Raw genomic sequence first — 12,376 nt, forward strand, 5'->3', positions numbered from 1 at the left:
GGAACTGCGCGACCAGCCACGACGGCCGCGCGGTTCCCCACGGCGCTCAACCCTCGACGGCGCTCCGGGTGAAAGCGACCGCCTGCTCCACGATGGCCTCCAACTGCTCGTGATGCGCCCCCCGCCAATACGCCCGCCCACACGCCGTGCACTGCGCGAACACGTCGTACGTCGCATGCGTCCCGTGCTTCAGCTGATCGGCGACCTCGTCCTTCGTCGCCTCACGCAGCACCCCGTTGCAGGCCGTGCACCGCGTCCAGGGAAGCAACCCGGGCCGGAACCGCTCCAGCACGTCACGCAGCTGCTCCTCGGGCCGCGTGCTGTACACGAACGCCCCCGCCCACAGCTCCCGGCGCCGCAGCAGCCCCCGGTCGCGGCTCAGCATCACCCGCCGCTCGGCCGCCGAACGCGCCGCGAGGGCCGGGTCGCCGATGTCGGTGGACTCGTAGGCCGTGTCCACGCCGAGGAGGCGCAGCCGGCGGGCCAGCGTGCCGAGGTGGACGTCGAGGAGGAAGCGCAGGGGAGCGCCCGGGACCTGCTGGGGGCGCGCGACGGTCCGTACGGCCACCGCCTCGCCGGCCACCGGGACGTGCGCGAAGGGCACCTCGCGGCCGTCCACGATCAGCGCGCCGACCTCGGTCAGCGGCACGCCCAGCGACTCGATGACGTGGCCGAGGCTGGAGACGCCGTCGGTGGCGGCCCGCACGGTGCCCTCCGCTCGGGCCCTGGGCACGAACACATGCAGCTCGGGGGCGAACTCGACCTGGATCTCGGGACCGTTCACCCGGTCAGGATGCCATGGCGCAGGGCGCCGGCCTCAGGGTTTTCCGGCCGGCAGGCCGTGCTCCAGGACGTCCAGGGCGCGGTCGACGAGGTCCCGGATGTCACCGCGGTGGCCGGTCTCGGCCCAGTAGTGGGAGGCCTCCATCAGCCCGCCCATCACGGACATGGTGAAGACGCGCAGCTCCAGGCTGTCGGGGTCGAGTCCGGAGCGCTCCGCCAGGGCGTCGCGGAGCAGCCGGCCGGTGGCCGCGGCGTTCTCCAGCATGCGGGCCCGGACCGCGGGCACCTCGACCCCGAGCCGCGTCCGCAGCCGGGTCACGGCGGGCTCCTCGGCGAGGGCCTGGCCGAGGGCCGTGCGCATCACGTGCCGCAAGGTGTCGGCCCACGGCTCGTCCGCCGGCCGGGCGCGCAGTTCCGCCGTCATCACCGGGTCCCACGCGTCGGTGACGACGATGTCCTCCTTGGCCGGGAAGTACCGGAAGACGGTCGACGGCGACACCTCGGCACGGTCGGCGATCTGCTCGATCGTCGTGGCGTCGTAGCCCTGCTCCTCGATCAGCGCGTAGGTCGCGGTGCGGATCGCCCGGCGGGTCTTGATCTTCTTCCGCTCCCGGAGCCCCGGTGAGGGCTGGTCGGCGGCGGTGGTGCGTGGGGCCGTCATGGAGGTCATTGTCGGCCATCGGAGTGGTCCGGACATGCGAAAGGCCACGGCCGGGAGCCGTGGCCCGAGAGGCTGGGAGGGGGCTATCCGTGCTGGTACGCCACCAGCGAGATCCCCACGTAGTGCGTGATGAAGGCCGCCAGGGTGAAGGAGTGGAACACCTCGTGGAAGCCGAACCACCGCGGTGACGGGTTCGGCCGCTTGATCCCGTAGACCACGCCGCCGGCGCTGTAGAGCAGGCCGCCGACGATGACCAGGACGAGGACGGCGATGCCGCCGGTGCGCATGAAGTCGGGCAGGTAGAAGACGGCCGCCCAGCCCATCGCGATGTAGCAGGGCGTGTAGAGCCAGCGCGGGGCGCCGACCCAGAAGACGCGGAAGAGGATGCCGGCCACGGCGGCGGCCCAGATGCCCCACAGCAGCCACTGCCCCTTGGCCCCCGGCAGGAGCAGCATGGTCAGCGGCGTGTAGGTGCCCGCGATGATCAGGAAGATGTTGGCGTGGTCCAGCCGCCGCAGGACGCCGTCCATGCGGGGGCTCCAGTCGCCCCGGTGGTACAGCGCACTCACACCGAACAGCAGGCATGCCGTCAGGGCGAAGATGCCGCAGGCGATGCGTCCTCTGGAGGAGTCGGCGAGGGCGGTCAGCACCAGGCCCGCGATCAGGGCGGCCGGGAACATGCCGAGGTGCAGCCAGCCGCGCAGTTTCGGCTTCACCGGGTGCGGCAGGGAGAGCGCCTTCGGACCGTGGCCGTCGGCCGCCGAGTCCGTGGGCGCGTCGGGGACGAACGCAGTCATGGGCGAATGGTAGCTACGGAACCGTAAGTCACGGATCAGTGCCACGGATTGGCCGGCGAAGAGTGGCCATCCTCTCACCGTGACCGGTGGTGGTCACGCAAACGGACTGCCAGGTGAACGCAACGTGCACGTAAAGCGGGCGTGGGAAACCGTGGCGAGCCTCACGTTGCTCACCTGTGCGCTCCTCTGGACAGATGGGCGCACACGTCGGATGATCAAATGAGTGCGGTCGGCACCGGATGAGCGCCAAGATCCACCCTGAAGCATCCGGGTCGCAGCCCCCACGGGGCCTCCACATCACAAAAAATCCCTCATTTAGGAGCAATCGTGGCGCGCGACATCGCGGCTCCCACCGTCCCCACCACCCATCAGGGGCTGATCTCGTGGGTCAACGAGATCGCAGAACTGACGCAGCCGGACAACGTGGTCTGGTGTGACGGATCCGAGGCCGAGTACGAGCGCCTGTGCGGGGAGCTCGTCGAGAAGGGCACCTTCCGGAAACTCGACCCGATCAAGCGCCCCCACTCCTACTACGCCGCCTCCGACCCCACCGACGTCGCACGCGTGGAGGACCGGACGTTCATCTGCTCCGAGAAGGAGGCGGACGCCGGCCCGACCAACCACTGGAAGGCCCCCGCGGAGATGCGGGAGATCTTCCAGGGCGCCGGCGGCCAGGGCGGTCTGTTCCGCGGCTCGATGCGGGGCCGGACCATGTACGTCGTGCCCTTCTGCATGGGCCCGCTCGGCTCGCCGCTGTCCGCGCTCGGTGTGGAGATCACGGACTCGGCCTACGTCGCCGTCTCGATGCGCACGATGACGCGCATGGGTCAGGCCGTCCTGGACGAGCTCGGCTCCGACGGCTTCTTCGTCAAGGCCGTGCACACCCTGGGCGCCCCGCTGGAGCCCGGCCAGGCGGACGTCCCCTGGCCCTGCAACCAGACCAAGTACATCTCGCACTTCCCCGAGGACCGCGAGATCTGGTCCTACGGCTCGGGCTACGGCGGCAACGCCCTGCTCGGCAAGAAGTGCTACGCCCTGCGCATCGCCTCCGTCATGGCCCGTGACGAGGGCTGGCTCGCCGAGCACATGCTCGTCCTCAAGCTGACCCCGCCGCGCGGCGAGGCCAAGTACGTCGCGGCGGCCTTCCCGAGCGCCTGCGGCAAGACCAACCTGGCCATGCTGGAGCCGACCGTCCCCGGCTGGACGGTCGAGACCATCGGCGACGACATCGCCTGGATGCGCTTCGGCGAGGACGGCCGTCTGTACGCCATCAACCCCGAGGCCGGCTTCTTCGGTGTCGCCCCCGGCACCGGCGAGCACACCAACGCCAACGCGATGAAGACGCTCTGGGGCAACTCGGTCTTCACCAACGTCGCCCTCACCGACGACAACGACATCTGGTGGGAGGGCATGACGGAGGAGACTCCGGCCCACCTGACGGACTGGAAGGGCAACGACTGGACCCCCGAGTCCGGCGTCCCGGCCGCCCACCCCAATGCCCGCTTCACCGTCCCGGCCTCGCAGTGCCCGATCATCGCGCCGGAGTGGGAGGACCCCAAGGGCGTGCCGATCTCGGCGATTCTCTTCGGCGGCCGCCGCGCCACCGCCGTGCCGCTGGTGACGGAGTCCTTCGACTGGAACCATGGCGTGTTCCTCGGCGCCAACGTGGCCTCCGAGAAGACCGCCGCCGCCGAGGGCAAGGTCGGCGAGCTGCGCCGCGACCCGTTCGCGATGCTGCCGTTCTGCGGCTACAACATGGGCGACTACATGGCCCACTGGGTCGACGTGGCCAAGGACAAGGACCAGTCCAAGCTGCCGAAGATCTACTACGTCAACTGGTTCCGCAAGGACGACGAGGGCAAGTTCGTCTGGCCCGGCTTCGGTGAGAACAGCCGCGTCCTGAAGTGGATCGTGGAGCGCCTGGACGGCACGGCCGAGGGCGTCGAGACCCCGATCGGCGTCCTGCCGACCAAGGAGGCCCTCGACACCGACGGCCTGGAACTGGCCGACTCCGACCTGGAGTTCCTGCTCACGGTCGACAAGGAGGTCTGGCGCGAGGAGGCCGCCCTGGTCCCCGAGCACCTCAACACCTTCGGCGACCACACGCCGAAGGAGCTGTGGGACCAGTACCGCGCGCTGGTGCAGCGCCTGGGCTGAGCCCACCCACCGACTCCGCGGCCGGCTGGAACCGAGAGTGCCCTGACCAGCAACATCGTCACGGCCGGCCGCGGAACCGACTGGCGGGACCCGTACAACGGCGTGCGGGGTTCGGGGCCGGTCACCGCGTCCTCCGTCCGCCCCGACGGAAACCAGCGGCGACCGGCCCCCTCCCGCCCGCTTCGGCGCGGCCCGTCCTGCGGGCTCACGAACGTGCCGATGAATGACCGAGCGCTCCGGCCGACCGCCTACGTCGACCGGGGCGCTCGGGCGTTTTCGGGGTGGCGGTGTCTGTGCCGGCGTCGGCTTCGGTGAACAGCTCGCCCCACACCGTCTTGCGGCCGGTCTCCTGCTCCACACCCCACCGCACGGCCGGCGCGTCGAGCAGCGCGAGTCCGCGGCCGGATTCCGCCTCGGCCCCGGCCGCCGCGACCAGGACGGGCAGGGCCCGGGGATCGGGATCGGTGACCCCGAGCCGGACGCGTCCGCCCTCATCCCGCCACACCCGCACGGTGACGGGCACGCCCTCCCCGACGTGCCGGATGACGTTCGTGACGAGCTCGCTCGCGCAGAGCTGCACGTCGATGCCGAGCGGTCCCAGCGCCCGCCGCACGCGGGACACCTCGGCGGGGGTGGCGAGCAGTTCGAGCGTCACCACCGGCCGGATCACGCCGCACCCTTGCGCAGGGCGGCGGCCAGGGCCTTGGCGGTGAGGAGATTGCAGTTGCCGAGCCCGATCAGTGGCCGGACGGGGCAGCGGGCAGCGAAGGCCGGCAGGTTGAGGCCGAGGGACGGCAGGGTGATGCCGTGTGCGGACAGGGCTCCTCGCAACTCCTCGACACAGGCGTCGGCTTCTGCTTCGGCAGGGCTGTGCATGGGGCGTTCACACCTTCCAGTGCGCTGAGTGACGAACTCCTCACACTGTGACGCCGACCGCCGTACCGTGACAGCCCATCGGCATCCCGCGCCTTACCTGCGCTTGGGTGGCCAAGGGGCTGGTAGCGGGCCGTAACGGCACACCAAGGACGGTGAACGATGGGGCAGCGCAAGGACATCGACGGGTCGACGGGCGTCCCGACCTTCTACGGCAGTGAGTTGCGCTGGAAGCGGGAGGAGGCGGGCCTCACCCTCCAGCAACTCGTAGAGGGCAGCTTCTACGGCCCGAGCCACCTCAGCGAGATCGAGCGGGGCACGCGCCGGATGCCGGCGGAACTCGCCGAGCACGTCGACAGGATGCTCGGCACGGACGGCTTCTTCAGGCGGCGTTGCGAGGACGTGCGACGGGCGAAACGACGAGGGCACGCGAGCTACTTCGAGCGGGTGCTGGAGGCGGAGCAGCACGCGGAGACCATCGAGGAGTGGTGTCCGACGCTGGTGCCGGGGTTGTTGCAGACGGAGGCGTATGCGCGGGCGGTCACTCGCTCTGCCCACCCTCTGGCTCCGGACGAGGAGGTGGAGGAGAAGGTGACCGCCAGGCTGGCGCGAGCCCGGCTGTTCGAGGACGACCACAAGAACCCGGAGTACTGGGTCATCCTGCCCGAGTCGCTGCTGCGGCAGCCGATCCTGCCGCCGGAGCGGAGCGCCGAACAGTGGGAGCGCGTTGTGGAACTCGCGCGGCGCCGTCGGATCGTTCCCCAGATCCTTCCGTGGAACTGCGGAGCGCATCCGCTGATGCTGGGCTCGGCCATGGTCATGACCTTCCCGGACGCCCCGCCCTTGGTTTACACGGAGGCGCAGTACAGCGGGGACACCATCGACGATCCGGCCCTCGTGAAGCAGTACCGCAAGGCATACGATCGGCTGAGGGCCGCCGCACTGCCCCCGGAGGCGTCCCTCGCCCTGATCGAGCAAGCGGCTGAGGATGACCGAAATGGCGAACAACGCACGTGACTTGAGCACAGCGGTCTGGCGCAAGAGCACCTACAGCAACGGCGACGGCGGCAACTGCCTCGAAGTGTGCGACGCCCACACCGCCCTCGTCCCCGTCCGTGACTCCAAGGTCCCCCACGGCCCGGTCCTCACCATCACGGCCCCGGCCTGGACGTCCTTCGTCATGTCCCTCAAGTCGGCACCTGCCGTATGACCGACAGGTGGCACAGAGGCGCTCGGCTGAGATGCCCCAGCCGAGCGCCCGCTGTCCCTACGGATTCACCGGGTCGCCGTTCCCGATGGCCAGCCACCACACTCCGTCGTCGCGGGTGAGGTCGAGTGTCTGGCGGCTTTCGCTTCCGTAGCGAAGTTCGACACTGGCCAGACCCGGCGTGACGGGGTCCGCGACCACGGCCTCGACCGACTGACCGGCCTGGGCGCCGAACTTGGAGATCAGGTCCCGCGCGGCCGCCTCCCTGCCCGTGTACCACGGAGCACCGAGGTCAGCCAGGTCCTCGGCGTCACCGTCGCGTAGGCGCTGGACATAGACCTTGAGCACCAGCTCGGCCTCGCGCGCGACCTCCTCGGCCTCGGGATAGGTCGACGTCGCGGCCCGGACCGTCAGGTGCACCTCGGGGGTGTCCCGCAAGGCGTACGGTGCCGCATCGCGCTTCGACCACCAGACCAGAGCACCCACCACCACGCAGAGAGCGACGACCACGGCGATGAGCCACCGCGCCTTCGCAGTCCGGGGCATCAGTACCACTCCGGAATGACTCGGTGGATGTTCGCCCACGTGCCCCTCTGGCTATTGACGTAGGTGTCGAGACGCTGGTTCAGACGATTGTTGTTGTGGGCGCTCACGTATGCCTTGCCGTTCTTCATCTTGGTGACGACGCCCGCGTGGTCCCAGCCGCCCCGGCCACCCCAGTTGAAGAAGACCACGTCACCGACCTTGGCCTCCTTCTGCTTCGACTCGGTGTTCACGATGCCGGCGCTGTGCTTGGAGAGGAAGGTCTCCATCTTGTCGGCGACCGTCCACGTGTGGGACCACAGATAGTAGAACCCGCCCCCGGAGTGCGGTGGCGACGAGTGCTTCGTACGCCACCAGTTGTTTGTGCTCTTCCTGTCCTTGCTCACGCCCTTCATGCGCATGCCCCCGCCGTGATACAGCGCCTTGGACACGAAGTTGGTGCAGTCCTGGCTGTATTCGTGCCGGGAGTTCCAGTGCTTCTTCGCCCACTCGGACGTGCCGCTGCGGCTGATGCTGCCGAAGGCTTCGAACTGCGCCGTTGCCATGCCGAGCGCGGCAGGGCTGTCGGGGACCTGTCGCGTGAGCGCGGTGGGCGAGACATCGCTCTCCACGCTGCCGTACGTCACGGTTCCCAAGGCGTCGTCCCCCTTGGACAGTCGCTGCTCGTACTGCTGCGCGTTGAGCTTGGCGCGCAGTACGGGCGTCTCCTGTCCGGAGAACGTGTAGAGGAGGGCCGTTTCGTTGGTCTCCGGTTCCTCGGGGCTGTCGGCGAGCGTCCGCTGCTCGTTCACGGTGGCCCGGACGGCCACCGATCCGTCGGAGGAGGGGAGGACCAGGACATCCGACAGCGTCGACGTCATGGCCGTGTAGACGAGTCCGTCGGCCTCCAGGGACTTACGGGTGTCGCGCAGCCAGAACTCCTCGGCCTTCAGCAACCAGGAGTACTTCGCGGCATGCGGCTTGCCCTGCGTCGCGGCCTCGGCCGTGCTGTGCGCACCCGTGGTCAGAGCGGCGACGGCCTTGAGGTACTCGTCGAGCGCCGCGGTGTAGGTGGCGGTGCTCAGCGGGGCCTTCACCGGCGTGGCGGCATCGCTGGTCACCGTGGTGCTGGTGCCGTACGGGCTCGATGCCTTGACCCGGAAGGTGTAGGGAGTGTCGTTGCTGAGACCGGTGATCACGGCGTCCGTGCCGCTCGTGCTGCGCGTGGCCGCCACGGCACCGGAGGAGTCGATCGCGGACACCTCGTAGGTGAGTTCCGTGTCGTTGTAGCCGCTGTCCCGGCTCGGATTCCAGGTCACCACTGCGCCTTGGTCGCCGGGCTGGACGCGCAGGTCCCTGGGCGGTGAGGGTGCCGTGGCCGGACCGTACTCGATGGTGAGCGCGGCCGAGGTGAAGCTGATGCCCGCCGTGCCGGCCGCGCCTTCAGCCTTGCGCAGGACGAGACCGTGGTTGGCGTTCGCACCGTCGGTCCACCCGGTGACCAGGCCGGTGACGTCGATCTTCCAGGGCGCGGTGGCCTCCAGGTTGACGCCTGGAGCGGTGGCACTGTCCAGCTCTGCCCCGGTCCCACTGGTGGCCCAGGTGGCGTTGAGCGCGTGCACCGCGAGGTCCGGTGTGGTCGCGGTGGACTGCAGTTGCAGCGTGGCGTTGGTGATGCGGGCCCCGGCCGGGACCTTCGACAGATCGGCCTTCAGATGGCTTCGCCAGTTCTTGCCGGAGACGCTGCCGACCTTCAGGGCCGTTGCCGTTTGGCCGACACAGTCGGCCGTGTCGGTGCAGACGGTGGCCTTGGTGAGCGGAACACTCACCGACGTGGACGCGGCCGTCTCGGCGGGCGGCGTGCCGGACCCCGCGGAAAACGCCGACTTCTCCGTCCACGCGGAACACTTGCCCTCGAAGCAGGCCCTCATCGACCAGTCGAACGGGCCGGTCCCGGTGAGCTTGTCGGCGGGGATCTGGAAACCGGCCCGTTCACCGTTGGGCACGAGCTGAGTGCCCAGGAGCTGGGTTCCGCTCGCGGTGCCGAGCCGGAACTGCGCTTCGGCCATGCCGCCGTTGGGCGAACCGACGACACCGGTCACCACAGGGGAGGCGGTGTCGGTCGCCCCGGCCTGAAGCCGAACGGGCAGGTCGGCGGGCTGCACGGCGCTCGCATCGACGAGGAACGTCGTCCAGCCGGACCACGCCGACGTGTCGATACCGTCACTGGTGCGTGCCCGCACTCTCAGATGGCTGCCGTCCGGCACGGCCGAGGTGGTCGGAATCTGCGTCGTGGCGACGGTGCCCGGTGTGAACTCCACCGTCTTTCCGGTCCACGTGTAGGTGGTGTCGGCGTAGGCCGGGTCAGGCTGCACCTGGAACTCGGTGGTCAGCGCAGAGCCCGCGTCGCTGTCGTCGACCTTCGCCTGCAGAGTCGGGGTGAGCGAACCGATCGTCAGCGGGGACTCCGACTTGCGCGGGGTCACACCCAGCTGCGCGGGCACGATCGGGGCCGCGTTGTAGGTGACGATCAGCGAGGGCTCGGTCGCGGAGTCGTGCGAGCCGTCCACGTAGTTGGCGGACCGGTAGCGCCGCCAGGTGAGCGGATCCGTCTCGTCGACGGCAGCCAGACGGACCCCGTAGTCGGACTGACCGTCCGCCCACGCCTGAACGATGCCTGAGACATCCCACGACACATGGCCGGCCGGGCAGCTCGCGCTGTAGCCCTTCGCCGCCTTCGACACGGGGGCCGCCGTGGTCGTCGTGCTGGGCTGGGCCGACCAGGAGATCGCCGAAGGATCCCAGTCGGAGGTCACCCGCCGCACCTGGACCCCGGCGTTGTCCGTAGAACAGGAGGACGACCAGTGGGAGAACAGCCGCAGATCGGCGTCGAGGATCCGCTTGCCACGGAACCGGTCCGTACTGAACTTGAGGTAGGAGCGCGCCTTCTCCTTCCCGTCGTACGTGCCGGCCTTGAGCTCGGTGGATCCGCGCTGGGACGACGGGTATGCCGCGTCCTGCACCCAGGTGTCCGTGAGCGGACCGAGCAGCGTGTTGGTCGGGTCCACTGTCACCGGATACTGCAGGTCCGGATCCTGGAGGGACTTCTGGATTGCCACTCCGACGCCGGTCAAAGCACCGCCACCGGCAACGATGCTGGGGACGCAGCCGACGACCGTGGTACATCCCGGCCCAGCCGCGACTGCCGCGATGCCTGTAACGATTCCGACGGCTCATGATCAGTACGGTGATAACGCCGAGGACTCCTCCGGTGATCAAGGCGGTGACAAGGGTTGTGCCCATTCCGTCTCCTTCCCGTTCGCTCCTCCTGGCTCTGGGTATCTTCTGACTCGAGGTTCCTGATGCTTCCGGATAGCAAGCCGGGTGTGCGTCGAATGTTTGCGCTGCCGACGTCAGCTCAAGATGGTCAGCGCGATTCCGGTCACTCCCAACACGATGCCGGTCCAGATGAGTGTGACGAGGAGGGAGCGATGGTCCATTCGATCGGGAGAGAGTCTCTTCGGGTCCATGCCTCTCATTGACTTGACCTGCCACCACGCTTCATGGCATACGTAAGCATTCCGATGCCGATGATCCCGAGCATGCCCAGCGTGATGAGGATTATCTTCCCGGATCCTTCAGTCAGAGATCCTTGGATCAGAGCGGCGACTGATATCACGCCACTGACAGTGGCGAAGATCTTCAGTTTTCGCTTTTCATTCACTTCTAGAACCCCGCTTTCCGGACTGCCCAGCGGTGGAGGGTGCTGCATGCCCATCCATCGAGGCCGAGGACGTCAGGCAGACGAGGGGCGACGGGACGGGCGGCGAGTTGGGCAGCGGACGCCATGCGCTCCTCCTTGGTCGACCAGCCCAGCCCCGCCGTCGGCAAGCGGATGGCATCTTCGGGAATTTCCCTCGGCCCTGGGGCGATGTCCTGGCTGTTCGGCTACCGGCGCTTGAGCCCTCGCTACGAGCGCGATCTTCACAACTACCTGGCGTCTCTTGGCCTTGCCGCCGCCCTCTGCTGCTACAAACGACTCATCCGCCTCACCGCATAGGACACGGTCTAAGGGCGGGTTTTCCGGCGAGCCAGTACGGAAAGGGTCGCCAGAATGACTCCGCATACTGCGCCGACTGCTCCGAACACGATCGATGGCGAGTCCCCTTTGACAGCTCCAGCGACACACCCACACAGTCCTCCTGCAATCAAAACCACAGAGAAGATCAGCGTCTTCTTTATTGCCTCATTCACCTATTTCCCTTTCGGTTGCATTCATCGCAGCGCCACCTTGCCTGAGCTGAACAAGGATTGTTGGGTCAGGGACCTATTCCCTGACCCAACAACACCTCTAGCTCAACGACACCGTGTTACCCGTAGTGGAGGATGTCCGTGTTGTTGTACCCGGCGACTGCTCCAACCGCGCAGCTGCCTACAACAGCGGCAGTAGCGCCTACAGCCGCCCCGACCCCTGCTCCGGCCGCACCGCCGACGGCGCTGGCGTAGGCGATGACTCCGGTGTCAGCTGCAATTCCGACGGCGCCGATGCACCCTACGGCCGCCCCCACCCAGTCGTTCGCGCTATCAAGAGCACCCGACACGCTGTCCAGGAACCCCAGTCCCGTGGGGTCCGTCCGGTTGATGGGGTCGCCACCGGCATAGAGGTAGAGGTTGGTCTCCTGTCCCGACGGGTCGGGTTGGGTGAAGCGGCCGAGGGACGGGTCGTAGTAGCGGTGGCCCATCTTGTACAGGCCCGTCGGGTCGAGGTACGTGCCCGCGTAGCGGTGGGGCTGGGGGACCGACTCGGTGGTGGTGCCGCGGGGCAGGCCTGTGGGGCCGTAGGAATAGGTGTGCGTGCGCTTGCCCGTGTCGTCGGCGAGGCCGAGGACGTTGCCCGTGGCGTCGGTGAGGTAGTAGTAGGACTTCCCCCCAGTCGTCATGGAGTTCAAGGTGCCCGCCGGTTCGCGGATGAATCCGGTGTCGACGCCGTTCGTCGTCGTGGAGGCCAGGCCCAACGCGGTGTGGTGGAACCACGTCGAACCCAGCTTGGTGCGCTCGGAGTTGTCCGTGCCGGCGTGGACCAGGTCGTAGCTCTTGCCGCCTGCGGTGATGGCGGAGAGCTGGCTGTAGTCCGTCCAGGCCTCGTTCGTGCGGGCGGTGGTGCTCGCGCCCGCCGTCTCGTTGCCGAGCTTGTCGTAGGACCAGCCGGTGGTGGAGCCGTTCTTGCCGTTCAGTTCGCTCGCGTCGTCGTAGGTGTAGGTCGTGCCGCCCGGGCAGGCGTTCTTCGTGCCGTCCTGGCTGGTGAGGTTGCCGGCCTTGTCCCAGCAGTAGAGCCACGACGCCTTGCGGGCACCCGCGGAGTCGGCTTCCAGGGCG

The 12,376-nt window shown here is 68.4% G+C and carries 12 protein-coding genes and 1 pseudogene; 4 read left to right on the forward strand and 9 right to left on the reverse strand.

Annotation, left to right across the window (positions count from 1 at the left end):
- Positions 1–46: 46 nt before the first annotated feature.
- The 3 genes from IE153_RS23230 to trhA all read right to left on the reverse strand — a co-directional run bounded on the left by IE153_RS23230 (position 47) and on the right by trhA (position 2,241).
- Positions 47–784 carry a Mut7-C RNAse domain-containing protein gene (locus IE153_RS23230; RefSeq protein ID WP_189591738.1) on the reverse strand — a complete coding sequence of 246 codons (738 nt, stop codon included), beginning with the start codon at positions 782–784 and terminating at the stop codon, positions 47–49.
- A 33-nt stretch (positions 785–817) separates the two neighbouring features.
- Positions 818–1,444, reverse strand: coding sequence for a TetR/AcrR family transcriptional regulator (locus IE153_RS23235; protein WP_438817930.1), 627 nt, complete (start codon positions 1,442–1,444; stop codon positions 818–820).
- An 83-nt stretch (positions 1,445–1,527) separates the two neighbouring features.
- Positions 1,528–2,241: a PAQR family membrane homeostasis protein TrhA gene (gene trhA, locus IE153_RS23240; protein ID WP_189591740.1), complete on the reverse strand. Its 714-nt coding sequence runs from the start codon at positions 2,239–2,241 to the stop codon at positions 1,528–1,530.
- Between the two features lie 327 nt (positions 2,242–2,568).
- Between trhA and IE153_RS23245 the strand changes: the two genes are divergently transcribed.
- Positions 2,569–4,398 carry a phosphoenolpyruvate carboxykinase (GTP) gene (locus IE153_RS23245; RefSeq protein WP_189591741.1) on the forward strand — a complete coding sequence of 610 codons (1,830 nt, stop codon included), beginning with the start codon at positions 2,569–2,571 and terminating at the stop codon, positions 4,396–4,398.
- 205 nt (positions 4,399–4,603) lie between these two features.
- Here the strand turns inward: IE153_RS23245 and IE153_RS23250 are convergent, their stop codons facing one another.
- Together IE153_RS23250 and IE153_RS23255 are read right to left on the reverse strand one after the other, a co-directional pair.
- Positions 4,604–5,065 carry an ATP-binding protein gene (locus tag IE153_RS23250; protein ID WP_189591766.1) on the reverse strand — a complete coding sequence of 154 codons (462 nt, stop codon included), beginning with the start codon at positions 5,063–5,065 and terminating at the stop codon, positions 4,604–4,606.
- Entirely contained in the window at positions 5,065–5,274 is a 210-nt protein-coding gene (locus IE153_RS23255) for a hypothetical protein (protein ID WP_189591742.1), read from the reverse strand. The genes IE153_RS23250 and IE153_RS23255 overlap by 1 nt, the downstream gene beginning before the upstream one ends.
- A gap of 159 nt (positions 5,275–5,433) precedes the next feature.
- On the opposite strand from IE153_RS23255, the gene IE153_RS23260 reads away from it, so the two are divergent.
- Complete coding sequence (locus IE153_RS23260; protein ID WP_189591743.1) at positions 5,434–6,288, forward strand: helix-turn-helix domain-containing protein; 855 nt, start codon at positions 5,434–5,436, stop codon at positions 6,286–6,288.
- Entirely contained in the window at positions 6,260–6,481 is a 222-nt protein-coding gene (locus tag IE153_RS23265; RefSeq protein ID WP_438817931.1) for a DUF397 domain-containing protein, read from the forward strand. The genes IE153_RS23260 and IE153_RS23265 overlap by 29 nt, the downstream gene beginning before the upstream one ends.
- A gap of 57 nt (positions 6,482–6,538) precedes the next feature.
- Here the strand turns inward: IE153_RS23265 and IE153_RS23270 are convergent, their stop codons facing one another.
- The 3 genes from IE153_RS23270 to IE153_RS23280 all read right to left on the reverse strand — a co-directional run bounded on the left by IE153_RS23270 (position 6,539) and on the right by IE153_RS23280 (position 10,778).
- Entirely contained in the window at positions 6,539–7,024 is a 486-nt protein-coding gene (locus IE153_RS23270) for a hypothetical protein (RefSeq protein ID WP_189591745.1), read from the reverse strand.
- Positions 7,024–10,119, reverse strand: a complete 3,096-nt coding sequence (locus IE153_RS23275; RefSeq protein WP_189591746.1) for a DNRLRE domain-containing protein — start codon at positions 10,117–10,119, stop codon at positions 7,024–7,026. Before IE153_RS23275 ends, IE153_RS23270 begins: the two co-directional genes overlap by 1 nt.
- A gap of 416 nt (positions 10,120–10,535) precedes the next feature.
- Positions 10,536–10,778, reverse strand: a complete 243-nt coding sequence (locus IE153_RS23280) for a hypothetical protein (RefSeq protein WP_189591747.1) — start codon at positions 10,776–10,778, stop codon at positions 10,536–10,538.
- A gap of 105 nt (positions 10,779–10,883) precedes the next feature.
- On the opposite strand from IE153_RS23280, the pseudogene IE153_RS41730 reads away from it, so the two are divergent.
- Positions 10,884–11,060 (forward strand): annotated as a pseudogene (locus tag IE153_RS41730) (IS5/IS1182 family transposase); the annotation flags it as partial.
- A gap of 310 nt (positions 11,061–11,370) precedes the next feature.
- Here IE153_RS41730 and IE153_RS23285 read toward each other — a convergent pair.
- The coding region (locus tag IE153_RS23285) for an RHS repeat-associated core domain-containing protein (protein WP_189591748.1) at positions 11,371–12,376 on the reverse strand (1,006 nt) is incomplete at its 5' end.

It is taken from the genome of Streptomyces massasporeus (assembly GCF_014648995.1).
GTDB classification, from domain to species: domain Bacteria; phylum Actinomycetota; class Actinomycetes; order Streptomycetales; family Streptomycetaceae; genus Streptomyces; species Streptomyces massasporeus.

Bases quoted from the DNA above. Each gene is read 5' to 3' on its own strand.
- IE153_RS23235 (WP_438817930.1), bottom strand. From the start codon at position 1,444: ATGACGGCCCCACGCACCACCGCCGCCGACCAGCCCTCACCGGGGCTC.
- trhA (WP_189591740.1), bottom strand. From the start codon at position 2,241: ATGACTGCGTTCGTCCCCGACGCGCCCACGGACTCGGCGGCCGACGGC.
- IE153_RS23265 (WP_438817931.1), top strand. From the start codon at position 6,260: ATGACCGAAATGGCGAACAACGCACGTGACTTGAGCACAGCGGTCTGG.
- IE153_RS23270 (WP_189591745.1), bottom strand. From the start codon at position 7,024: ATGCCCCGGACTGCGAAGGCGCGGTGGCTCATCGCCGTGGTCGTCGCT.
- IE153_RS23280 (WP_189591747.1), bottom strand. From the start codon at position 10,778: ATGGGCATGCAGCACCCTCCACCGCTGGGCAGTCCGGAAAGCGGGGTT.
- IE153_RS23260 (WP_189591743.1), top strand. From the start codon at position 5,434: ATGGGGCAGCGCAAGGACATCGACGGGTCGACGGGCGTCCCGACCTTC.
- IE153_RS23255 (WP_189591742.1), bottom strand. From the start codon at position 5,274: ATGCACAGCCCTGCCGAAGCAGAAGCCGACGCCTGTGTCGAGGAGTTG.